The organism is Actinocorallia aurea (assembly GCF_054783995.1).
On sequence record NZ_BAAGPQ010000024.1, the window covers coordinates 213147 to 236313 of the forward strand.

Sequence of the window (23167 nt, forward strand, 5' to 3'; positions counted from 1 at the left end):
CGGGAGCCACGCACCCTTACGGAGCCGGGAATGCTCGACCTGAGACTGCGCGACACCCTCGACACCTCCCCGCTGCCGGCGGCCCGCCGCGGCCTCGTCGGCCGAGACGCCGAACTGCGGGAGCTGGCAGGGCTGTTGCCCGCCTACGGCGCGCTGACGCTCACCGGACCCGCGGGCATGGGCAAGTCGGCCCTGGCCCGCGGACTCGCCGCCCTGCTCGGCCCGCGCTACCCCGACGGCTGCGCGTTCGCCGACTGCGCCGTGCTGCCTCCCGACGCGGCCTCCGGCGCCGCCGCCGACCTCCTCGTCTCGGCCCTGCGCCTGGCACACGGGCCGTCCGGGCCGCTCTCGACGCTGCTCGGCGCGGTCCGGGACCGGCGCGCGCTCCTCGTCCTGGACAACGCCGGACAGCTGACGGCGGGGGCCCGCCGGGTCGTCGAGGACGTCGTCCGGGCCGTCCGCGAGGCGGGCGGCTCCGGCGCGCACGTCGTGGCGGTCTCCCGGGAGCCGCTCGGCGCGGAGGGCGAGCGGGTCTGGCAGGTGCCGCCGCTGAACGGGGGCGCGGCCGTGCGGCTGCTGCTGCCGCGGCCGAGCGCCCCCGCCCTCCTCGGCCCGCCCGCGCCCCGCCACGCGGCCCCCGAAGGCGCGCCGGACACCCGGGCCGACCTCGCCGAACTGCTGGGCGGGGTGCCGCTCGCGTTGGAGCTGGCCGGCGCGCTGCTCGGCAGGGTCTCCGCCGCGCGGCTGCGCGACCATCTGCGCCGCCGCCGCGACCTGCACGCCGCGTTCGGGCTGCCGTGGCCGTCGGAGGTCGCCGACTGGGTGCCCGACCTGCTGCCCGCCCGCGAGGCCGTCCTGCTGGGCCGGATGGCGGTCTTCCCGGGCCCGGCCGGGCCCGACGCCGTCGCCGCGGTCTGCGGCCACGACCCGCTCAGCGCGGGTGAGGTGCCGGAGCTGCTGGAGTCGCTCACCGTCGCGGGCCTGCTCACCGAGGAGGGCACCCTGCGGCAGGGCCTCGCCGAGTCGTGCGCGGCCCGCTGCGCCGACCCCGCCCTGCTGCGGGACAGGCTGCTCGCCTACTGCCTGCTCACCGCGCTGGAAGGCCGCCGCGCCGCCGCCGCCGACACCCTCGCCGCGCTGGCCTGGGCGCTGCGGCCGGACGCCGGCCCCGCCTCGGTCCGCGCCGCGGCCGACCTGCTGGGCGCCGCGGGCGCCGACCTCGCCGACGACACCGGCCCCGCGGAGGCCCTCGCCTGGACGCTCCGGGCGCTGCACCACCCGGCGGGGCTGCCCCGGCACGAGGCGGGCCTCCTGCACGCCCGCGCGGGCGCGCTGCGCGCCGGGATCGGCGACGGGGCCGAGGCGAGGACGCACTACGAGACCGCGCTCGGCCTGTTCGGGGTGGAGCCGCGCGGCCTGCGCCGCCGCGCCGAGGTGCTGGGCCGCCTCGTCGACCTCGACCTGAGCGCGGCGCACCCGAGCACCGCGGCCCTGGTCGCGGGCGCCGCCGCCGAGGCGCGCGCGTCCGGCGACCCGCGCGCGATCACCGCGGTGCTGCCCTCCCTCGCGGTCGCGCTGGCCTGCCTGGGCCGCGAAGAGGACGCGCTGGCCCTCCTCGCCGAGGCCGAGGCGGCCGGGCCGCTGCCCGCTCCCGAGGAGGCCGCCTTCGTCCATCTGCGCGCGGGCGATTCCGTCGAGTGCCTGGCCAGGACAGCGCCCCTGACGTCCCGGGGTGGCGCCGTCGGGGCCAGGGCCCTGCTCGCGCGCGGGTGGGCGCGCATGGTCGACGGCGACCTTCCCGAGGCCGCCGAGACCCTGGCCCGGGGCGAGGCGCTGACGGGAGGCCCGGCCGCGCAGGCGCCGGTCCTGCTCGCGGCCTACGACGAGGCGTTCGCGCACGCGGCCCGGCTCTCGGGCGACGCCCCCTCGGCGGCCCGCCGGACCGCGCGGATGCTGCGCAGGTCCGTCGAGCGGCGGGACGTCCTCACCGGGGTCAGGGCCGGCTGCCTCGCCCTCGTCCTGCACGCCGACACCCACCCCGAGGCCGAGCGGATCGCCGCCATCGTCCGGGAGTGCAGGCTGCGGACGGGCCTGCCCGCCTGGCCCTTCCCCGACGCCGAGATCGCCGAGTTGGAGGAGGCGCTGGGCGCGACGGAGACCCCGCCCGCGGGCTGGTACCCCGACACCGTCCCGGCCCTGCTCGCCGAACTCCTCGATCTTCTGGAGTCCTAGCGGGGCTCACGGGCTCACGGCGCGGCGCGGGGGCACGGGCACGCGGTCGAGATCGTGCGCGAGGACGGCGCCGGGGAAGTCCGCCTGCTCGAGGAAGAGCGGGTCGCAGGCCTCGTCGTACCGTTCGGAGAAGTGGGTGAGGACGAGGGTCCGCACCCCGCAGGCCCGCGCGACCTCGCCCGCCTGGCGCGCGGTCAGGTGCCCCCGCTCGAAGGCCTGGTCGGTCTCGGCGTCCAGGAACGTCGACTCGATGACGAGCATGTCCGCGCCGTCGGCGAGGGCGTAGACGTTGTCGCACAGCCGGGTGTCCATGACGAAGGCGACCTTCTGGCCGGGACGCGGGACCGTGCACTCCTCCAGAAGCGCCCCGGACAGCTCGCGGATCGCAGGGCCGGAGATCCCGTGCGCGCGCAGGCGCTCGGGCAGGTACGTCCGGCCGTCGGGCTCGGCGAGGCGGAAGCCGTAGGTGGGGATGCTGTGGTCCAGCGCGAGGGCGGTCAGGGCGAAGCCGTCACCTTCCAGGACCTCGCCGGGCCCGGAGACGGGATGCTCCACCAGCGAAGGGGCGCCGTAGTAGCTGGTCGCGTGCTTCAGCCGCTCCCAGAAGCGGGCGCCTTCGGCCGGGAAGACCGCGTGGACGTCATGCGGGACGCCGTCCCTGCCGAGGCGCTGCACGATCCCGGGCACGCCCAGGGCGTGGTCGCCGTGGAAGTGGGTGACGCACAGCCAGCGCAGCTCCGTGGCGGAGGCGCCCGCGTGGGACATCTGCCGCTGGGTGCCCTCGCCGGGGTCGAACAGGACGCCGTTGCCGTCCCAGCGCAACAGGTACCCGTTGTGGTTGCGGCGCCGCGTGGGCACCGCTCCGGCGGTGCCCAGCACGACGAGTTCCCTGGCGGACATGGCCCCATCCTCGCGGGAAGGAACCCCGTAAGGCACGCCCTTTTTCGGGGCCGCCGCTAGACGGAGGTGAGGATCAGCCGGGGCGAGACGACGGTGCCGTCGGTCAGCGGGACGATCCAGTGGTCGCGGTAGAGGCTGTGCAGGGCGAGGTGCAGGTCGTCCACTCCGGCGAAGCCGTTGACGTGGCTCTCGTGGACGAAGCTCGCCTCGTGGCCGACGGTCTCGATCCCCTGGAAGTCGATCGCGACGGCCTCCAGCACGGCGAGGTCCGCGGGGATGAAGTCGCCGTAGCGGGCGAGGATCGCCGTGCAGAAGTACTCGCCGTCGTCCCAGTCGGCCATCCAGTCCGACACCCACGGCTGGTCGAGGAACTCGCGCCGGTCCCACACCAGGCCCGTCGCGGGCTGCCAGGCCGCCGCGTTCTCGGGGTCGGCGGCCCGGGCCAGTTCCGCGAGGGTGAGCCACGGCTCGGCAGGGGCCAGGCGGTACCGAGCCGGGTCGTAGACCCGGCCCGCATAGGAACGCCCGGTGCAGCGCCACAGCGGCCGGACCCGCCGCCCGACCCGCGATCTGCCCATCGCAACCCCCGACCCGTCTGAGCCCGCCAAGGACGCTGCGATCCTAAACACCCACCGCGCCCACCACCGCCCACGTCGTCCAGATAAGGAGAATGCGCACCCCCGCTTTACCAGCCCGCCACCTGGGGCCGGACGCGGCTCACGGCAGCCGGAGGCTGACGGGGAGATTCGGGCAGCGCCAGAGAGTGCGCAGCGTGTCGCCGCAGGCCTTGGTCCGGTGCGCGAGGTGCCGCAGCGGCCCGCGCGCCCGGCCCGAGCCCGCCTTGCCGCCCTTGGGCGAGGCTGTCGCGGTCGCCTGGGCGTGGGGGTGCCCGGTCGCGGGGTGCGGCGCGGGCTCGCCGCTTTCGGGTGCTTCTTCCGGCGTGTCCTCGGCGGAGGGGGACGCGGGCTGCGAAGGGCTCGCCGCGGCGAGGACGGGGCCGTGGGACGGTTCGGCAGCGGCCGGGTGTCCGACCTCCTCAGCGGCGGTCTCAGGGCCGTCCTGGGGCTTTCCGGGAGCGCTCTGGGGTTCGGTCTCGTCGGTGCCGGCGTCCTGCGGGGCGGCGGGGGCGTGGCCCGAGGGCTGCACGGGCGGGACGCCGCCGACGGCGCCGGGCCGCGACGACAGAGGGGTCGCGTTCCCCGCGGTGGTCAGCTCCGGGACCTCGAGGCGCGGCGCGGCGACCCGGGTCGGCTCCGGCACCTCGGCCCAGTCCACGGTCTGCTCGGCGCGCGGGGCCGCGAGGCTCAGCTCGGCCGGGGGAACGGTCCCTGTCGACAGCAGGGCGAGACCCACGACGGCCCAGCCGGACAGGGCGATGACGGGGAGGACGGACGCCACGACCACATGCCCTCGCGACGTAGGGGCAGCGGCGTGCGACGCTGAGTATCTGCTCACGGGGGGAGAGTTGCATAGCCGAGGCGATTCGGCTGGGCTTTTTCCTGCTTTCGTTATGCTTCCTCGAAGTGCCCGCACGCCCCCTCACCTGCGTGGTAATGCGCGGGGTAACGCCGGAAAACCGGTCCGAAAACGGCGGAACCCCGCCATGCGCGCGCATGGCGGGGTTCCGTGCAGGGGCCTGTCGGCCGGGGGCGCCTCAGCCGCCGATCTCGGCCAGGAGCTTGGCGCGCTGCTGCTCGCCGAGGCCGCCGACGCGGCGGTTCTCGTCGATGCCGAGCTTCTCGATCAGGGCGGAGACCTTGGCGGGGCCGTAGCCCGGCAGCGCCTTCAGGACCTGGGTGACCTTGGTCTTCTTGGCCACGGTGTCCTCGCGCGCCAGCACATCGGCCAGCTTGAGCGTCCCGGCCTTCAGCGCCGCCAGCAGCTCGCTGCGGGCCTTGCGGGCCTCCTGGGCCTTGGCGAGAGCTTCGGCCCGCTGCTCGGGGGTCAGCGTCGGCAGAGCCATCGTTTCTCCTCGTTGTTGATCGAACCGTCCGCACCGTCGGCACGGACGTAGTGACCATCATGGCGAAGAGGACCGGCCGATGCCCACTTGAGCAGCGGATTAGTTCGATCTGACGGTGTCCGGTGACCCATCGTGATCGTTTTCGGTCTGCCGGTCGAGGCGCGCGGCCACGGCCAGAAGGCGCAGGGAGTGGGTTTTGAGCGCGGGATGGGCGGGTTGTTCGCGGCGTCGGACGACGGTGTTCATTCTCCTCCTGATTGCGTTGCGTGCGGAGGGGCCATAGGCATGCAACGCCCTGGAGGGGGCTGGATATTCCGCGGGGGAGGGGCGGGAGAAGAGAAGAAGGCGCGAGTCCGGGGACTCACGCCTTCGTCGCGCCGCTTCGTGCGCTCCCGGCAGGATTCGAACCTGCGCTTTTGCCTCCGGAGGGCAACGCTCTATCCCCTGAGCTACGGGAGCTTGTCGCTTGTGCAACGGGAAACAACAGTACCAGGGTTCGCCCGGGGGCGCGCACGAGTTCGTTTCAAGTGCGCCATGGCACCGGTAAGGCTAGCCTCAGCCTTGTGGTCGAGAAGCTCGGGCGGGTGCTGGTCGTCGATGACGACGAGGTGATTCGGCAGCTCATCGCGGTGAACCTGCAGCTTGAAGGGTTCGACGTCGCGACGGCCGTCGACGGGAGGGACTGCCTGGACAAGGTCCGCGAGGTCGCCCCCGACGTGATCACTCTCGACGTGATGATGCCGCGGCTCGACGGGTGGATCACCGCGGTCCGCCTCCGCGAGGACCCCGGCACCGCGCACATCCGGGTCGTGATGATCACCGCACGGGCGCAGGAGCGCGACCTCGACCGCGGCATCGAGATCGGCGTCGACGCCTACGTCACCAAGCCGTTCGACCCGGCGGAGCTGATCCGCACGGTGCGTCGGCTGTCGGCGGCGGTGCCTCCGCCGAGGCCGCCGTCCTAGTCGGCGCTCCCGGGTGTCCGGGCGGGTCCTGATAACGGTTGGGTCGTCCACATGCTGGTCGGCTACCCTCGGGACCGTGACTCCCGGTGACCTCGACGCGGTGATCGTCATGGCGGTGCGCGCCGTGACCGGGATCACCGTGCCCACCGCGGCGATCACCTGGGAGGACACCTACGTGTCGCCCGTCGCGGCACGCCACGGGCTGCCCGCGGGGCCGATCGCCGACCGCGTCGCCGAGCACCCCGACATCTCACATGTCGAGACACGCGGTCCGCTGCTCGCCGTCGGGCTGCGCGAGCCCGGCCGGATCGCCGAGGCGATCACCCGGGACTCGGCCTACGGGACGGGCACGGCCATCCGGGCGGAATGGGCGGACTTCCCCAGAACGTTCCACAACCCGGGCTTCCGCGTCAGGTTCGCCTACGAGCGCGCCTGTTCCGCCGTGCGCCGCGCCCGGGACCTCGGCGTCCCGCAGGGCGACCCGGCGGCGCTCACCGCGCCCGGCGAGCGGAAGCTGCTCGGGCTGCTGGCGGGGTTCGACGGGCACCGAAAACCGGTGCTCCAGCTGGAACGGATCGCCGACGCCTACCACGACGTCCACGAGACCTTCCGCGAGGAGCCGACCCCTTCGCACGGCGCCCGAGTCATCCTCGCCGACGCCGTGCGCGTCACCTTGAGCAACGGGCTGCGCAGGCTCGGAGAGACCCCAAGAGAGAGATTGTGAGCAGAGTTCACCCGGCGGGCGGCAGGCACGAGAACGTCCTGCCCGAAGACAACCCTTCGCCGGCCCCGGCCGACCTGAACGACCTGGCCCCTGCCGTCTGGCCGCGGACCGCGCTCCGCCAGGAGGGCGGGGACGGAGCAGGCGCGCTGCGCGTCGGCGGCGTCGACGTGCGCGACCTCGCGAGCGAGTTCGGCACCCCGCTGTACGTCGTCGACGAAGAGGACTTCCGCCAGCGCGCGCGCGAGTACGCCGCGGCTTTCTCCAGCGCCGGCGGCCACGACGGCAGCGTCCACTACGCCGGCAAGGCCTTCCTGTGCGGCGCGGTCGTGCGCTGGCTGGCCGAAGAGGGCCTCGGCCTCGACGTGTGCTCGGGCGGCGAGCTCGCCCTGGCGCTCGCCGCCGGGTTCCCGCCCGAGCGGATCACCATGCACGGCAACAACAAGTCCGCCGAAGAACTCGTCATGGGCCTGGAGGCGGGCGTCGGCCGGATCGTCGTCGACTCCTACGAGGAGATCGCCCGTCTCGGCTTCCACGCCGAGCGCCTGGGCCTGCGGCCCAAGGTCATGGTCCGGGTGACCACCGGCGTCGAGGCGCACACCCACGAGTTCATCGCCACCGCCCACGACGACCAGAAGTTCGGGTTCTCCCGCAACTCCGGCGCCGCCCTGGAGGCCGTGCGCCGCATCCTGGCGCTGCCCCAGCTGGAGCTGGTCGGCCTGCACTCCCACATCGGCTCGCAGATCTTCGAGACCGACGGGTTCGAGGTCGCCGCCCACCGCGTCGCCGAACTGCTGGTCGCGATCCGCGACGAGCACGGCGTCGTCCTGCCCGAGCTCGACCTCGGCGGCGGCTTCGGCATCGCCTACCTCGAAGGCGACGAGCCCATCGACGCCAAGCTCATCGCCGACAACATGCGCGACATCGTCGCCCGCGAGTGCAAGTCCTACGACCTGCCCGTCCCGACGCTGACGGTCGAGCCCGGCCGCGCGATCGTCGGCCCCGGCGGGATCACCCTGTACGAGGTCGGCACGATCAAGGACGTCGAAGGCATCCGCACGTACGTGAGCGTCGACGGCGGCATGAGCGACAACCTCCGCACCGCCCTCTACGGCGCGGAGTACACCGCCGGCCTCGTCAGCCGGTCCTCCGCCGCAGACCCCATGCTCAGCAGACTTGTCGGCAAGCACTGCGAAAGCGGGGACATTGTCGTGCGTGACCTATGGTTGCCCGAAGATATTTCGCCCGGAGACCTGGTGGCCGTCGCCGCCACGGGCGCTTACTGTCGATCGATGGCCAGCAACTACAACCACCTGACCAAGCCCGCCGTGGTGGCGGTGCGGGACGGGGAGGCGCGGGTCATCGTCCGGCGGGAGACGGTCGCCGATCTTTTGAGGCTCGACATGGAGGTTGGACAGCCGTGAAACCGGTGCGGGTGGCTTTGCTGGGATGCGGTGTCGTCGGCACCGAGGTCGTCAGGCTGCTCCAGGAGCAGTCGGCCGATCTCGCCGCGCGCGTGGGCGCGCCGGTCGAGCTGGCGGGCATCGCCGTCCGCCGGCCGGACCGGGTGCGCGAGGGCGTGCCCGCGGACCTGCTGACGACGGACGCCATGGGCCTGGCCACCCGCGCCGACGCGGACATCGTGGTGGAGGTGATCGGCGGGATCGAGCCCGCGCGGTCCCTGATCCTCGGCGCCCTGAAGTCCGGCAAGTCGGTCGTGTCGGCGAACAAGGCGCTGCTCGCCGAGGACGGCCAGACCCTGTTCGGCGCGGCCCGCGAGTTCGGCGTGGACCTGTACTACGAGGCCTCGGTGGCCGGGGCGATCCCGCTGCTGCGCCCGCTGCGCGAGTCCCTCGTCGGCGACCGCGTCCACCGGGTGCTCGGCATCGTCAACGGCACCACCAACTACATCCTCGACCAGATGGACACGCACGGCGCCGGGTTCGCCGACGCCCTGTCCGAGGCGCAGGCGCTCGGCTACGCCGAAGCCGACCCGACCGCCGACGTGGAGGCCTTCGACGCCGCCGCCAAGGCCGCGATCCTCGCCCAGCTCGCCTTCCACACCCCCGTCACCGCGGCCGACGTGCACCGCGAGGGCATCACCGAGGTCACCGCGCAGGACGTCGCGGGCGCCAAGGCGATGGACTGCGTCGTCAAGATCCTCGCGATCTGCGAGCGCGACGGCGACCGGGGCGTGGCCGTGCGGGTCCACCCGGCGATGATCCCCAGGACCCACCCGCTCGGCTCGGTGCGCGGCGCCTACAACGCGGTGTTCGTCGAGGCCGAGTCCGCGGGCAGCCTCATGTTCTACGGCGCGGGCGCGGGCGGCGCCCCGACGGCGTCGGCGGTGCTCGGCGACATCGTCGCGGTCGCCCGCAACCGGGTGAACGGCGCGTCCGGCCCCGTGGAGACCACCTACGCGGCGCTGCCGATCCTGCCGATGGGCGAGACCGTCACCCGGTACTACGTCCAGCTCGACGTCGCCGACCAGGCGGGCGTGCTCGCCCAGGTCGCCGAGGAGTTCGCGCGCCACGGCGTCTCCATCCAGGCGGTCCGCCAGGAGGGCAGCGGCGAGGACGCCCGCCTCGTCATCGTCACCCACCGCGCCACCGACGCGGCCCTCGGCGCCACCGTCGAGTCCCTCCGCAGCCACCCCTCGGTCCGCGAGGTCGCCTCGGTCATGCGCGTCGAAGGCGACATCTGATCTTCGTCTAGACTCGCGTTCCATAAAGGCAGGTCAATCCCCGGTTCGGTGATGCCCCTTTCGGGCGTGGGCCGGACGCCGCCCCGGCGGCACGCATCAGGAGGAAAAGCCGTGAGCGCTTGGCGCGGGCTGATAGAGGAATACCGTGACCGGCTGCCGGTCAGCGACAAGACTCCCGTGGTGACGCTCCTCGAGGGCAACACCCCCCTGGTGCCCGCCCACAGGGTGTCCGAGCAGACCGGCTGCGAGGTCTACCTCAAGGTCGAGGGCCTGAACCCGACGGGGTCCTTCAAGGACCGCGGCATGACCATGGCGATCTCCAAGGCGGCCGAGGAAGGCGCCAAGGCCGTCATCTGCGCGTCCACCGGCAACACCTCGGCGTCGGCCGCGGCCTACGCGGTGCGCGCGGGGATGACCTGCGCGGTGCTGGTGCCGCAGGGCAAGATCGCCATGGGCAAGCTCGCCCAGGCGCTCGTGCACGGCTCCCGGCTCCTGCAGGTCGACGGCAACTTCGACGACTGCCTGGAGCTGGCCCGCAAGCTCGCGGTGGACTACCCGGTCGCGCTGGTCAACTCGGTGAACCCCTACCGGCTCCAGGGCCAGAAGACCGCCGCCTTCGAGATCGTCGACGCGCTCGGCGACGCGCCCGACATCCACTGCCTGCCCGTCGGCAACGCGGGCAACATCTCGGCCTACTGGATGGGCTACAAGGAGTACGCCGCCGACGGCGTCTCCACCAAGCGGCCCCGGATGATGGGCTTCCAGGCGAGCGGGGCCGCGCCGTTCGTCGCGGGCGCCCCGGTGAGCAACCCGCAGACCATCGCGACCGCGATCCGGATCGGCAACCCCGCGTCCTGGGACCTCGCCTCGTCCGCGCGCGACGAGTCCGGCGGCGCGATCGGCTCGGTCACCGACCGGCAGATCCTCGCCGCCTACCGGCTGCTCGCCCGTGAGGAGGGCGTCTTCGTCGAGCCCGCCTCGGCGGCGTCGGTCGCGGGCCTGCTCCAGGCGCGCGAGCAGGGCGCGATCCAGCCCGGCCTGAAGATCGTGTGCACCGTGACGGGCAACGGCCTGAAGGACCCCGACTGGGCGATCTCCGGCGCCCCGAAGCCGACCACCGTCCGGGTGGACGCGCACGAGGCCGCCACCGCGCTCGGCCTCGCATGAGCCAGAGCGTCACCGGCGTCACCGTCGAAGTGCCGGCCACCAGCGCCAACCTGGGGCCGGGCTTCGACTCCCTCGGCCTCGCCCTGACCTACTTCGACGAGGTCACCGTCGAACTCGCGGGCGACGGCGTGGAGATCACGATCGAGGGCGAGGGCGCCGAACTCGCCGGACTCGGCGAGGACCACCTGATCGTCAAGGTGTTCCGGCTCGCCTGGGCCCGCATCGGCGGCACCCCCTCGCCCGCGGGCGTGCGGCTGCACTGCGTCAACCGCATCCCGCACAGCCGCGGCATGGGCTCGTCCTCGGCGGCGATCGTCGCGGGGATCACCGCGGCCCGCGCTCTGCACCCCGAAGGCGGCGGCTTCTCCGACGATGACGCCCTGGCCCTCGCCACCGAGATCGAGGGCCATCCCGACAACGTCGCGCCCTGCCTGGCCGGCGGCCTCACCATCGCCTGGACGGGCCCTGCGGCCGAGACGAGGCTCGTCCGCCTCGACATCGACGTTCCCGTCACCGTCTTCGTCCCCGACCAGCGCCTCGCCACGGAGCGTGCGCGCGGTCTGCTGCCCGAGACCGTCCCGCACGCGGACGCCGCGGCGAATTCTGCCCGCGCGGCCTTGCTCATCGCGGCACTGACCAGCAAACTGGGCTACGACGTGCTGTTGGACGCGACCGAGGACAGGTTGCACCAGTCGTATCGCGCGCCCGCGATGCCGGGCTCCGCCGCGCTGGTGGAACGGCTCCGTCGGGCGGGAGTGCCGGCCGTGATCTCCGGGGCCGGGCCTACAGTTCTGGCGTTCGGGTGGCCTACTCCCGGTTGGCCCGAAACCGATGCGGGTAATGGCTGGGATATGTACCGGCTGAACGTCAGCCCGTACGGTGCCCGCGTGCAGCCGCGCGACTCGCGAACACGCTGACCTCAGGGAATACAAGTGCGCCGTGGTGGTGTTAGGCTGGAAGCCGCACCAGATGCCCCGCTCGGGTTTCCACTGCTCGGGGCCGTAGGCCCATCGGCATATCCAACGCCGATGCGCCCGTGCACCAGGCTCTCCACTTCTGATTCCCTTCGGCTTGGGGACGAGTACGCGATCATCTGGCTGTCTTCGGAATTTCCGCATGGCGAATTGATCGCCGGATTCGGCGCCCCCGCCGAGTCGAAACATCGGGTAGATCGGCCTCCTATCGGCCCACACCCGCTCCCTGGGAAGGACCCTTTGTGAGCGAATCCAGCGAACTGCTCAACGAAGCGCCGGCCGACGCGCCCGCGCCCAAGCGCGCCCGCCGCGGCACCGGGCTGTCCGCGATGGTGCTTCCGGAGCTGAAGACCCTCGCGTCGCAGCTCGGCATCAGCGGCACCACGGGGATGCGCAAGAGCCAGCTCATCGCTGCCATTCAGGAGAAGCAGGGCGGAGCGTCCGCGGGGGCGGCGGCCAAGCCCGAGACGAAGGCCGAGGGCCGGGCCGCCGAGGCCAGGAGCACCGAGGCCAGGAACGACGTCAAGGCCGAGGCCACGACCGAGCCGACCCGTACCCGCCGCGCCCGCGCCGCGGCCCCGCGTGAGGACGCCGAGCAGGCCGAGGCCCGCACGGAGGTCAAGCAGGAGACCCGCCAGGAGCGGCCCGCCGAGCAGGCCAAGGGCGAGGCCCGCCAGGAGCGGTCCGGCGAGGAGCACGGCGAGAGCGGCGAGGGCCGGCGCGAGGGGCGTCAGCGCACCCGCAGCGGCCGCGAGCGCGGCGACCGCCAGCGCGACCGGGGCGAGCGCCAGGACCGGGGCGAGCGCCAGGAGCGCGGTGACCGTCAGGACCGGGGTGACCGCCAGGATCGCGGCGACCGTCAGGACCGCGGCGACCGTCAGGACCGGGGCGACCGCAACCAGGACCGCCAGGACCGCGGCGACCGCCAGGGCGGCGGCCAGCAGGTCGCCGAGCACGACGACGAGCGCGGCTCGCGGCGCGGACGCCGCTTCCGCGAGCGCAACCGGGGCCGCGGCACCGGCGGCGGCCGGGACCGCTACGAGGCCGAGCCCGTCGTCTCCGACGACGACGTCCTCATCCCCGTCGCGGGCATCCTGGACATCCTCGACAACTACGCGTTCGTCCGCACGACCGGCTACCTGCCCGGCCCGAACGACGTCTACGTCTCGCTCGCCCAGGTCCGCAAGAACGGCCTGCGCAAGGGCGACGTCATCACCGGCGCGGTCCGCCAGGCCCGCGACGGCGAGCGGCGCGAGAAGTTCAACGCGCTGGTCCGCCTGGACACCGTCAACGGCATGGAGCCCGAGCAGGCCCGCGGCCGCGTCGAGTTCTCCAAGCTGACCCCCCTGTACCCGCAGGAGCGGCTGCGCCTGGAGACGGACGCGAACATCCTGACGACCCGGATCATCGACCTGGTGAGCCCGATCGGCAAGGGCCAGCGCGGTCTGATCGTGTCCCCGCCGAAGGCCGGCAAGACGATGGTGATGCAGTCGATCGCCAACGCCATCACCAAGAACAACCCCGAGTGCCACCTCATGGTCGTCCTCGTCGACGAGCGGCCCGAAGAGGTCACCGACATGCAGCGGTCGGTCAAGGGCGAGGTCATCCACTCGACCTTCGACCGTCCCGCCGAGGACCACACCACGGTCGCCGAACTCGCCATCGAGCGGGCCAAGCGCCTTGTGGAGCTGGGCCACGACGTCGTCGTGCTGCTGGACTCGATCACCCGTCTGGGCCGCGCCTACAACCTGGCCGCGCCCGCCTCGGGCCGCATCCTGTCCGGTGGTGTGGACTCCACCGCGCTGTACCCGCCCAAGCGGTTCTTCGGCGCGGCCCGCAACATCGAGAACGGCGGCTCGCTGACGATTCTCGCCACCGCGCTGGTCGAGACCGGCTCCCGGATGGACGAGGTCATCTTCGAGGAGTTCAAGGGCACCGGCAACATGGAGCTCAAGCTCTCCCGCCAGCTCGCCGACAAGCGCATCTTCCCGGCGGTGGACGTCGACGCGTCCAGCACCCGCAAGGAGGAGATCCTCATGGCTCCCGAGGAGCTGCGCGTCGTCTGGCAGCTGCGCCGGGTGCTGCACGCCCTGGACACCCAGCAGGCGCTGGAGCTGCTCCTGGAGAAGATGAAGGAGACCAAGTCGAACGCGGAGTTCCTGCTCCAGGTCCAGAAGACGACCGTCGCGCACGACTGATCCCCGCACCAGCCCCGAGGCCCGCACGGTTCGCCGCGCGGGCCTCGCGCTTTTTTTCTCGCGCGGCGCCTCCCCGTCGGCGTCCGGGGGTTATCCCCACCCTGTGGACGGAGGGCCGCACCATGGTCGGCGGCCTCGCGTTCCGGAAGTCTTGAGGACGTCGAGAGAGAAGGAGAGATCCGCGATGGCAGACCCCGCCGGACGCCAGCCGAGCGTCATCGCCGTCCCCAAGCCCCAGGACCTGATGCGCGACGCCGCGGTCTGGAAGGCCGCGCTGTACTTCCCGCTGAGCTCGCCCCTCGGGCTCGCCTGGCTCGTCATCCTGGCCGCGGGGGTCCCGCTGGCCGCCGCGACGACGATCATCTGGGTCGGGCTGCTCGTGTGGGCGCTGCTCCTGCTGCTGCTGCGCTCGGGCTCCATGCTCGACCGGCGGCTCATCGGCGCGGTCTTCGGCACCCGTATCCCCGACCCCTACCGGCAGACCCCGCAGGGCTCGCTCCTGGCCAAGGGCAGGACGATCCTCGGCGACCCGGCCACCTGGAAGGACCTGGCGTTCCAGATCATCCGGATACCGCTGGCGTTGGGCTACTTCGTCGGCTCGATGGTGATGTGGGCGGTGACCGCCGCGCTGATCTTCGCCCCCGTCGGCGGGCAGATCAACGAGGGCTTCGTGCCGGACTTCGGGAACTACGAGCCGCGGATCGGCTCCTGGTACGACGGGCTTCCCTTCATGCTGCTCGGGATCGTGTGCCTTGTGCTGTCCCTCTACGTCGTCAAGGCGGTGAGCGTCATGCACGTCGCGCTCGCCAAGGCGCTGCTCGGGCCGTCGGAGAAGCAGACGCTCCGCGCCCGCACCTCCCAGCTCCAGGCCAGCAGGGCGCGCGGGGTGGACGCCGCCGAGGCCGAGCGCCGCCGCATCGAACGCGATCTGCACGACGGCGCCCAGCAGCGCCTCCTCGGGGTCGCGATGGACATCGGCCGCGCCCGCACCAAGATCGACAACGATCCGGAGGCCGCCCGCGCGCTCATCGAGCAGGCGCACGAGGGCGCCCGCGCCGCGATCGCCGAACTGCGCGACCTCGCGCGCGGCATCTACCCGGCGATCCTCACCGACCGGGGACTGGAGGCCGCGCTGTCGGCCCTCGCCGCGCGCTGCCCGGTGCCCGTGCGGATCTCCGTGGACCTGCCCGAGCGGCCTCCCGCGGCCGTGGAGTCCATCGCCTACTTCACCGTCGCCGAGGCCCTGACGAACGTCGCCAAGCACGCCGGCGCGGCCCAGGCCGCCGTCGAGGCGCGCAGGGAGGGCGCCGACGTCGTCGTGGAGATCCGCGACGACGGGCGGGGAGGCGCGGCGCTCACCCCGCGCGGCGGCCTCGCCGGGCTCGCCGACAGGGCCGCGACGATCGACGGCGCCCTCACCCTGGACAGCCCCGTCGGGGGCCCGACGGTCGTCCGGGCCGTCCTACCCTGTTCCTGGTGACAAGTGGGTCCAGGTGAACGAGAGGGTCCTGGCGAACGGAAGGGGCGGAGCCGTGCGCGTCGTGATCGCCGAGGACTCGGTCCTCCTGCGGGAGGGCCTGGTCCGGCTGCTCGCCGACGAGGGCGTCGAGACCGTCGGGGCCTGCGGCGACGGCGACGCGCTCGTGGCCATGGTCGCCGACCTCCGCCCCGATCTCGCGATCACCGACGTCCGGATGCCGCCCGGATTCGGCGACGAAGGGCTGCGGGCCGCCCTGGCGATCCGGCCGACGCCCGTGCTGGTCCTCTCGCAGTACGTGGAGGAGCAGTACGCGGCCGAACTGCTCGGCGGGGGAGCGCGCGGCGTGGGCTACCTCCTCAAGGAGCGGATCTCCGACGTCGCGGAGTTCACCGCCGCGGTCCGGGAGGTGGCCGGGGGAGGCACCGTGATCGACCCCGAGGTCGTCGCCCAGCTCCTCGGCCGCAACCCCCTGCGCGACCTGACGCCGCGGGAGCGCGAGGTGCTCGGGCTGATGGCCCAGGGGCTGTCCAACGCGGGGCTGGCCAAGGCCCTTTTCATCGGCGAGGGCGCGGTCGAGAAGCACATCTCGGCGATCTTCACCAAGCTCGGACTCGAGCAGTCGAGGGGCGTGCACCGGCGCGTCCAGGCGGTGCTCGCCCAGCTCAGGGCCGCGGAATAGACGCTGGTCCCGGCATGTTCGGGTATCCGTCATACTGGAGGGGTTCACAGGTTCCGGTTCCCGATCGCGAGATGTCGCGGCCGACCCGGGGCCGTCTCGAAGGAGATCATCCATGAAGCCCGAGATCCACCCCAACTACGTGGTCACCGAAGTGACCTGCACGTGCGGGGCGACCTTCACCACCCGCAGCACCGTGGAGAGCGGCCAGATCCGCTCCGACGTGTGCAGCCAGTGCCACCCGTTCTACACGGGCAAGCAGAAGCTTCTCGACACCGGTGGCCGCGTGGCCCGGTTCGAGGCCCGCTTCGGCAAGAAGAAGGCCGCGGGCAAGTAGGGGTGCGGCGGGGGCCCGGCCGCGGCTGTGATCGCAGCCGTGTGCCGGGCTCCACTGCTTTTCCTTCCCTCCTCGTCCGAACCAGAGCCTTGAGAAAGAGCTGACCGGTGAACTTCGACCTCGACGACTTCCTGCGCGAGTACGCCGACATCGAGCTGGCGCTCGGCGACCCGGCCGTGCACGCCGACCAGAAGAAGGCGCGCGACCTGGGCAAGCGGTACGCCCACCTGCGCCCGATCGTCGAGACGTACCGGGAGCTGGCGCAGGCCGAGGAGGATCTGGACGCGGCCCGCGAGCTGGCCGCCGAGGACAAGGCGTTCGCCGAGGAGGCGACCGCGATCGAGGGCCAGATCGGCGAGCTGAACGAGCGCCTGAAGCGCCTGCTCGTCCCGCGCGACCCCAACGACGACAAGGACGTGATCGTCGAGATCAAGGCGGGCGAGGGCGGCGAGGAGTCGGCCCTGTTCGCCGGGGACCTGCTGCGGATGTACGGCCGCTACGCCGAGCGGATCGGGTGGAAGACCGAGATCATCGACTCGCAGCTGTCGGACCTGGGCGGCTACAAGAGCGTCACCATGGCCGTGAAGTCCAAGGAAGGCGCCTGGTCGCAGCTCAAGTGGGAGGGCGGGGTGCACCGCGTGCAGCGGGTGCCCGTCACCGAGTCCCAGGGCCGCATCCACACTTCGGCGGCGGGCGTGCTGGTCACCCCCGAGGCCGAGGAGATCGACGTCCAGATCGACCCGAACGACCTGCGGATCGACGTGTTCCGCTCGGGCGGGCCGGGCGGCCAGTCGGTCAACACCACGGACTCCGCCGTCCGGATCACCCACATCCCGACCGGCACCGTCGTGCAGTGCCAGAACGAGAAGAGCCAGCTGCAGAACAAGGAGTCGGCGCTGCGGGTGCTGCGCTCCAGGCTGCTGGCCGTCGCGCAGGAGGAGGCCGACGCCGCGGCCTCCGCCGAACGCAAGGCGCAGGTGCGCACGGTCGACCGCTCCGAGCGGATCCGGACCTACAACTTCCCGGAGAACCGGATCTCCGACCACCGCGTGGGCTTCAAGGCGTATAACCTCGACCAGGTGATGGACGGAGATCTGACGGCCGTCATCAAGGCCCTGGTGGACGCCGACATGGAACGCCGGCTGGACGAAATTCAGCAGTAATGAACTTGCTTCTCGACGAGATCGCGCGCGCCACGGCAAGGCTGGCCGAAGCCGGGGTGGCATCGCCGCGCGCCGACGCCGAGGAGCTGGCCGCCTTCGTGCACGGAGTGGGCAGGGGTGAGCTGCACACGCTCCCCGACAGCGCCTTCGACGCCCGGTACTGGGAGGGGGTGGCCCGCCGCGAGGCGGGCGAGCCGCTCCAGCACATCACCGGGCGCGCCTACTTCCGCTACCTGGAGCTGACGGTCGGCCCCGGCGTCTTCGTGCCCCGCCCCGAGACCGAGGTGGTCGCGGGCTGGGCCATCGACCGGCTGCGCGAGATGGACGTCGCCGATCCCGTCGTGGTCGACCTCGGCACGGGCTCCGCGGCGATCGCGCTGTCGATCGCCCAGGAGGTCCCGCAGGCCCGGGTGCACGCCGTCGAACTCGACGACGACGCCCACCGGCACGCCGCCAAGAACATCGCCGACCTCGACACCCGCGGCCAGGTGACCCTGCACCAGGGCGACCTCGCGGGCGCGCTCCCGGAGCTGAACGGCAGGGTCGACCTCGTCGTCAGCAACCCGCCGTACATCCCGATGAGCGAGTGGGAGTATGTTCCGGTCGACGTGCGCGAGCACGACCCGGCGCCGGCCCTGTGGGGCGGCGGCGACGACGGGCTCGACGCCGTCCGCGCGGTCGAGCGCACGGCCCGGAGGCTGCTGCGCCCGGGCGGATTCGTGGCGGTCGAGCACAGCGATCTCCAGGGGGCCCCGGTCTACTGGATCTTCGCTGAGGAGCATGGCTGGCGCGACGTGCGCAACCGCCGCGACCTCACCGACCGGGACCGGTACGTCACGGCCCGCCTCACGACCTCGATGGAGTAGTCCCATGAGCCGACACTACGACTGCTCGGACCCCCTGGAGCGGGCCCGGGGCATCGCGGACGCAGCGTCCTGCCTGCGCCGCGGTGAGGTCGTCGTCATACCGACCGACACCGTGTACGGGATCGCCGCGGACGCGTTCACCCCGTCCGCCGTGCGGCTCCTGCTGGAGACCAAGGGCCGCGGCCGGGACATGCCGCCGCCGGTGCTCGTCGGCTCCGTCCGGGCCGCGACCGCGCTGATCGACGACCTCGGCCCCTACGGCCAGGACGTCATCGACGAGTTCTGGCCGGGCGCCCTCACCGTCGTGTGCCACGCCAACCCGAGCCTCGCCTGGGATTTGGGCGACACCAAGGGCACCGTCGCGGTCCGCATGCCGCTGCACGACCTGGCGCTCGAACTGCTGCGCGAGACCGGCCCCCTGGCGGTCTCCAGCGCGAACCTGAGCGGGCACCCCGCCGCGCGGACCATCGCCGAGGCCGAGGAGATGCTGGGCGACGCGGTCTCGGTCTACCTGGACAACGGCCCGTCGAACGGCGGCCCCGCCTCCAGCATCATCGACCTCACCGGCACGCTGCCGAAGCTGCTGCGCCGCGGCGTGATCCCGGAGGCGCGGCTGCGCTCGGTGTGCGGCGTGCTGCTGCGCGACGAGCTCCTCGGCGACGAGGACGACGACCTGTCGCCCGCCGCCCGCGCCATCGAGGAGGCCGTGGCGGCCGAGGCCCTCAAGGAGGAGTTCGGCGCCCCCGGCGGGGTGGACCTCGTCAAGGACCCCTTCACGAAGGACGACGCCGCCAAGGACGATGCCGCGAACGAAGTTCCTGCGAAGGACGCGTTCGCGAAGGAGGACGCGGCGAACGACGGCTCGGTCGACTTCGGCAAGAAGGCCGTCGAGCCCGTCGAGGACGCTCCTGCCGACGAGTTCCCGTACCGGGAGCTTCCGCCCAAGGACGCCTGAGTCCCACGCCGAGCGCGTCCGGCGGTCCCGGTCACTCCGCGGTGCGGCGGGTGGCCACCCGGGCCAGGGCGAGCAGCATGAGCCCGCACAGCAGCTTGTCGTCGACGGCGGTCTGCCACGGGCCGCCCTTGACGACGTCGTCGGCGAGGTCGAGCACGACGAGCAAGCCGCCCGCGAGCAGGAGGGCCCGCCGCAGTGGCAGCGGGCTGCGGCCGTGCAGCACCATGCCGAGCGGCACCGCCGACAGCAGCACGAGCCACCCCCACGGGGTGAACCCGAGGTGGGGCGGGGCGGTCGCGGCGGCGACGGGCGCGAGCGCGCCCGAGGTGAACGCGGCGCGCACGACCATGCCCTCCCCGGGCCGCAGCCCGGACTGGCGGAACTCGGCCTTCCCCGGCCCGCTCGGGCCGCCCGCGCAGACGGTCTGGGCGCCGGAGCGGCCGGCGAGACATCCTGCGGCGAACACGGCGGGGGCGTGGATCCGCACCGTCGCCTCGCCGAGCGGATGGGGCCAGCCGGGCCCGAGCGCGTTCCAGAGCAGCTCGTCCTGCGCCCCACCCCGATGCACCAGCCCGACGACGTCGTAGTCCAGGACGTACGTGTGGCGGCCGGAGACGGGGTGTCCCGCGCCGATCCTGAGCTGGCGCTCGTGCCCGAAGTCGCGGACGGTCAGGTTGACGGGCGCGAAGGTCGGACTCGCCACCGCGACGCGCTCGATCCGGTGCACGTGGTCGCCCTCCCGCTGGCGCAGCCGCCGCAGTATCCCCGCCTCCCCGCTGCCGGTGTAGTCGACGGTGAAGGTCTCCCGCACGTGCACGGTGCCGTTCTCGGCGACGGTGAGAAGCGCGTCGAAGTTCGGGACGCTCGCCTCCGCGGACTGCTGCCCGCGGAAGAGGACCGGCAGGAACGCGAGGAACACCAGGGTGGCCGCCATGACGAGGCCGGTGGGGGAGGGGCGTCGCTTCATCACCGGGTGCAGTCTTTCGCGGACGCAGCGCAGCCCGCAGCAGTTCCCGCAAACGAAAAAGCCACCCAGCACCACAAATGTGAAGAAGGTCACATGCAACCTGACGCACATCGGTGATCACTTGCATGCACCCCGTGTTTCCCCTGGTAGATCCGTCACGAGTGCTCACTGAACGTCATGATCTCCGCTCCCGCATCCCGTCTTCGATGTGAAGAGCGATCCCAAGGTTCCCGAAATCTCGCGATTTCGGCCCACGGCAATCCCCACGTATGCGGCGCATAAACCTGATCTTTAACAAACCGCTACAGTCCCCCACCGAGTAGGCGAGAGATCAAGGAGTGAACACATGCGCCGTATTGCTGCGGTGACTGCCACCGCCGTCGCCCTGGGCGTCGGAATGGGTCTGGTCGCCACCCCCGCCGGAGCCGCGCCCGCCGAGGCCAAGGCCGCCGCGAAGAAGTGGGCCACCCACAAGGGCAAGACCAAGATCCTCAAGTCGATCAACGTGAACGGCACGTACACGCGATCCGGCAGCACGGTGAAGATCAGTGCGACGTTCCACGACTACGTCGGCGGGAACGGCTGGGGCCCGGGCGTGCAGTTCCGGATCAAGCAGAACGGCAAGTGGAAGCCGTCGAAGGTGATCTTCCTCGAGCGTCAGGGCACCAACACGCCCGTCGACATCAAGGTCAGCTACAACGTCGGCCACGTCTGGACCGCCAAGGGCAACCACCTGCAGGTTCGCGAGATCGCGCTCAAGCCGACCTACGGGGGCAAGACCGGCAAGGCCGGTGCGTGGAAGAGCCTCTACTAGGAGTTCGATCCCCCGTTCGGCTCCCGAAGCCCGGCACCCTCCGAGGTGCCGGGTTTTCTGTTTCGGGAATTCGCATCTGCGATGTGGTGCACATCACATGCAACCTGGATTCGGGTGTGATGCGTCGCCTGCGCTGCGTAGTCGGCCGAGGTGGGCCGCCTGTGGTGTCGGAAGGGCATGGGAGGCCTGTCGGCGGGCGGCTTAGATGCCGGGTGGACTGCGGAGGTTCGGCGGGCACGCGATGTTCATCTGATCGTGCCAATTCGGCGACCGGGGGAAATGAGGCGCCATTGCGCGGTCGGTACAGTCCACTTTCGGAAATTCGGGTGAGCGAGTGAAGGAGTCGGGGCATGCGGCGCATGGCGGTGGTGGCTTCGGCGGCCGTACTGGCCGCGGGCTGGGCGGTTCCCGCCCAGGGGGCGCCGGCGGCGGAAGCGGCGCGCGCGAAGGTGACGAAGAAGTGGTCTACCCCTGAGGGCAAGACCAAGCCTTTGAAGTCCGTCAAGGCCTATGGCACCTACACCCTCGAAGACGACGCCCCGGTCTCGGTGCGGGGGGAGCTGCGCGACTTCGCCAAGAACGGCTGGTCACCGGGCGTGCAGTTCCGCGCCTGGGACGCCGGGAAATGGGTCCTGTCGGAGGTCTACTTCCGGGTGCGCCCCAACGGAAAGCCGATGGACCAGCCGTTCACCATGAACTACGGCCTCTTCTGGGCGACGCCCGCGACCCATTTCCAGGTCCGCGAGGTGGCCCTGAAATCCACCAGCACCACCAAGGGCCGCAAGTACGGGGCCTGGCGGAAACTCTTCTGAAAAATCCGCGTGCCCTTCCTCGGGCGATCGCCGGAAAGGGAACGGGGGGCGCGGATACGATGCCCGGGCCGATTCCGCGTTGACCGCCGGGAGTGCCACGGATGCCACGCGTCACCACCGTGCTGTTCGCATGCGGCGCCCTCTCCTTGGGCGTCGCGCTCTTCGGTGTGCCCGGGCTCGCCGAGAGCCGGGCGCCCCAGGCCGTCGTCGCCGAGGGGCGGTTCAGGACCGCCGACGGCGAGGGCGCGGCCTTCGGACGGATCCGGGCGAGCGGCCGGTACGAGATCACCGAGGACGCCGTCACCGTCCGCTTCACGCTCACCGACCGTGCGCGGGACGGCTGGACCGCGGGGGTCCAGTTCGCCACGTCCGAGGCCTGGGACGAGCAGCACTCTCCCGTCTACCACGCCTACGGCGACCCCGCCGCGCCCTCGCCCGGCGCGCTGCGCGGCCCCCGGGTGCCCGAGGCGAAGCCGGAGGGCAGGCCCGGGTGCCACGGCTGCCGGGTGATCGAGGCGCGCAAGCGCAAGCGCGCGGACCCGCTCGTGGACGAGGCGGTCTCCTACCGCTACCCCAAGACCTTCACCTCGTCCTACACCGAGGGCCTGTGGGTGCGGGAGGTCCTGGTCAAGAAGGACGGCCGCAGGACGCTGCTGCGCCCGGGCCGGACCGTCGCCGTCTACCGGGCCCCCGTGGGCACCGTCCACCCCTCGGTGCAGCGCTCGGCCCGCCTGTCCCCGGGATCGCGCTTCGCGGCGGACCCTGAAGATCCGCCCGGCCCGTCCGGGCCGGGCGGTCAGGGCGGTCAGGGCGGCCCGTCCGGGGAAGGCCCGGGGCCCGAGGAGCAGCAGGGCACCGTCCTGTTCTCGGCCAAGCAGCTCGCCAAAGGCGCCAGGGTGAAGGCGGAGCCCTGGGGGGAGGCGACCCGGGCGGCCGGAGGCAGGGGAGACGGCAGGCGGGCCCGCCTGCTGCTGCGGATCAGGGACCTCCAGGCCGACCGCCGCCTGGCCGGGGTGATCGTGACCTTCACCGACGAGGACGGCCGGCGCGTCGACACCTGGACTTTCTGGAACAGCAGGGACAGCGTCGGCCGTTGGACCAGTCGGATGGCGGTGAACAAGCTGTCCGGGCACCTCTTCTACCGGCCCTGCGTGGGTACGCAGAGTCATATCGACGGTGAGTGGGCCTACGAGCCCGTCTCCTGCGGGGACACCACGCGGATCTACTGACCGCGGCGCCGCGGGCGCGGTGTGACGAGGCGCTCACACGGACG

Annotated in this window: 22 protein-coding genes and 1 tRNA gene; 17 read left to right on the forward strand and 6 right to left on the reverse strand. The window is 72.3% G+C overall.

Annotated elements, in window-relative coordinates; all coding sequences use genetic code 11:
- The first annotated feature begins 30 nt into the window (after positions 1 to 30).
- A complete protein-coding gene (locus ACYVOM_RS28010; protein ID WP_460306512.1) occupies positions 31 to 2232 on the forward strand; it encodes a hypothetical protein in 2202 nt (733 codons plus the stop codon).
- A 6-nt stretch (positions 2233 to 2238) separates the two neighbouring features.
- Here the strand turns inward: ACYVOM_RS28010 and ACYVOM_RS28015 are convergent, their stop codons facing one another.
- The 5 genes from ACYVOM_RS28015 to ACYVOM_RS28035 all read right to left on the reverse strand — a co-directional run bounded on the left by ACYVOM_RS28015 (position 2239) and on the right by ACYVOM_RS28035 (position 5554).
- Positions 2239 to 3132 carry a ribonuclease Z gene (locus ACYVOM_RS28015; RefSeq protein WP_460306513.1) on the reverse strand — a complete coding sequence of 298 codons (894 nt, stop codon included), beginning with the start codon at positions 3130 to 3132 and terminating at the stop codon, positions 2239 to 2241.
- A 56-nt stretch (positions 3133 to 3188) separates the two neighbouring features.
- Complete coding sequence (locus ACYVOM_RS28020; RefSeq protein ID WP_460306514.1) at positions 3189 to 3710, reverse strand: hypothetical protein; 522 nt, start codon at positions 3708 to 3710, stop codon at positions 3189 to 3191.
- A 139-nt stretch (positions 3711 to 3849) separates the two neighbouring features.
- Positions 3850 to 4587 carry a hypothetical protein gene (locus tag ACYVOM_RS28025; protein ID WP_460306515.1) on the reverse strand — a complete coding sequence of 246 codons (738 nt, stop codon included), beginning with the start codon at positions 4585 to 4587 and terminating at the stop codon, positions 3850 to 3852.
- Positions 4588 to 4786: 199 nt separating this feature from the next.
- Complete coding sequence (gene mihF / locus ACYVOM_RS28030) at positions 4787 to 5095, reverse strand: integration host factor, actinobacterial type (protein WP_123668907.1); 309 nt, start codon at positions 5093 to 5095, stop codon at positions 4787 to 4789.
- Between the two features lie 387 nt (positions 5096 to 5482).
- Positions 5483 to 5554, reverse strand: a tRNA-Arg gene (locus ACYVOM_RS28035).
- A gap of 125 nt (positions 5555 to 5679) precedes the next feature.
- Between ACYVOM_RS28035 and ACYVOM_RS28040 the strand changes: the two genes are divergently transcribed.
- From ACYVOM_RS28040 to ACYVOM_RS28100, 13 genes are all read left to right on the forward strand, one after another.
- Complete coding sequence (locus ACYVOM_RS28040; RefSeq protein ID WP_460306612.1) at positions 5680 to 6060, forward strand: response regulator transcription factor; 381 nt, start codon at positions 5680 to 5682, stop codon at positions 6058 to 6060.
- A gap of 76 nt (positions 6061 to 6136) precedes the next feature.
- Positions 6137 to 6784 (forward strand): hypothetical protein, encoded by a 648-nt coding sequence (locus tag ACYVOM_RS28045; RefSeq protein WP_460306516.1) that lies wholly within the window; start codon positions 6137 to 6139, stop codon positions 6782 to 6784.
- Positions 6781 to 8205, forward strand: a complete 1425-nt coding sequence (gene lysA, locus ACYVOM_RS28050) for a diaminopimelate decarboxylase (RefSeq protein WP_460306517.1) — start codon at positions 6781 to 6783, stop codon at positions 8203 to 8205. The genes ACYVOM_RS28045 and lysA overlap by 4 nt, the downstream gene beginning before the upstream one ends.
- 11 nt (positions 8206 to 8216) lie before the next feature.
- A complete protein-coding gene (locus ACYVOM_RS28055; RefSeq protein WP_460306518.1) occupies positions 8217 to 9485 on the forward strand; it encodes a homoserine dehydrogenase in 1269 nt (422 codons plus the stop codon).
- A 111-nt stretch (positions 9486 to 9596) separates the two neighbouring features.
- Complete coding sequence (gene thrC, locus ACYVOM_RS28060) at positions 9597 to 10652, forward strand: threonine synthase (protein WP_460306519.1); 1056 nt, start codon at positions 9597 to 9599, stop codon at positions 10650 to 10652.
- Positions 10649 to 11569 carry a homoserine kinase gene (gene thrB / locus ACYVOM_RS28065; RefSeq protein WP_460306520.1) on the forward strand — a complete coding sequence of 307 codons (921 nt, stop codon included), beginning with the start codon at positions 10649 to 10651 and terminating at the stop codon, positions 11567 to 11569. The genes thrC and thrB overlap by 4 nt, the downstream gene beginning before the upstream one ends.
- A gap of 299 nt (positions 11570 to 11868) precedes the next feature.
- Positions 11869 to 13824: a transcription termination factor Rho gene (gene rho, locus ACYVOM_RS28070; protein WP_460306521.1), complete on the forward strand. Its 1956-nt coding sequence runs from the start codon at positions 11869 to 11871 to the stop codon at positions 13822 to 13824.
- A gap of 184 nt (positions 13825 to 14008) precedes the next feature.
- Positions 14009 to 15304, forward strand: a complete 1296-nt coding sequence (locus ACYVOM_RS28075; protein WP_460306522.1) for a sensor histidine kinase — start codon at positions 14009 to 14011, stop codon at positions 15302 to 15304.
- 52 nt (positions 15305 to 15356) lie between these two features.
- Positions 15357 to 15983 (forward strand): response regulator, encoded by a 627-nt coding sequence (locus tag ACYVOM_RS28080; RefSeq protein ID WP_460306523.1) that lies wholly within the window; start codon positions 15357 to 15359, stop codon positions 15981 to 15983.
- A 112-nt stretch (positions 15984 to 16095) separates the two neighbouring features.
- Positions 16096 to 16317, forward strand: coding sequence for a 50S ribosomal protein L31 (gene rpmE, locus ACYVOM_RS28085; RefSeq protein ID WP_460306524.1), 222 nt, complete (start codon positions 16096 to 16098; stop codon positions 16315 to 16317).
- 107 nt (positions 16318 to 16424) lie between these two features.
- The gene (prfA, locus tag ACYVOM_RS28090) at positions 16425 to 17480 is read left to right on the forward strand and encodes a peptide chain release factor 1 (RefSeq protein WP_460306525.1); all 1056 of its coding nucleotides are present in this window, start codon (positions 16425 to 16427) and stop codon (positions 17478 to 17480) included.
- Positions 17480 to 18346, forward strand: coding sequence for a peptide chain release factor N(5)-glutamine methyltransferase (gene prmC / locus ACYVOM_RS28095; protein WP_460306526.1), 867 nt, complete (start codon positions 17480 to 17482; stop codon positions 18344 to 18346). The genes prfA and prmC overlap by 1 nt, the downstream gene beginning before the upstream one ends.
- Positions 18347 to 18350: 4 nt before the next feature.
- Positions 18351 to 19301, forward strand: coding sequence for an L-threonylcarbamoyladenylate synthase (locus tag ACYVOM_RS28100; RefSeq protein WP_460306527.1), 951 nt, complete (start codon positions 18351 to 18353; stop codon positions 19299 to 19301).
- A 31-nt stretch (positions 19302 to 19332) separates the two neighbouring features.
- Here the strand turns inward: ACYVOM_RS28100 and ACYVOM_RS28105 are convergent, their stop codons facing one another.
- A complete protein-coding gene (locus tag ACYVOM_RS28105; protein ID WP_460306613.1) occupies positions 19333 to 20268 on the reverse strand; it encodes a DUF2207 domain-containing protein in 936 nt (311 codons plus the stop codon).
- 346 nt (positions 20269 to 20614) lie between these two features.
- Here ACYVOM_RS28105 and ACYVOM_RS28110 point away from each other — a divergent pair, with 346 nt between their 5' ends.
- From ACYVOM_RS28110 to ACYVOM_RS28120, 3 genes are all read left to right on the forward strand, one after another.
- On the forward strand, positions 20615 to 21082 hold the full coding sequence (locus ACYVOM_RS28110; protein ID WP_460306528.1) for a hypothetical protein: 468 nt from the start codon (positions 20615 to 20617) through the stop codon (positions 21080 to 21082).
- A gap of 350 nt (positions 21083 to 21432) precedes the next feature.
- Complete coding sequence (locus ACYVOM_RS28115) at positions 21433 to 21894, forward strand: hypothetical protein (protein WP_460306529.1); 462 nt, start codon at positions 21433 to 21435, stop codon at positions 21892 to 21894.
- Positions 21895 to 21995: 101 nt separating this feature from the next.
- On the forward strand, positions 21996 to 23123 hold the full coding sequence (locus tag ACYVOM_RS28120) for a hypothetical protein (protein ID WP_460306530.1): 1128 nt from the start codon (positions 21996 to 21998) through the stop codon (positions 23121 to 23123).
- Positions 23124 to 23167: the final 44 nt, after the last annotated feature.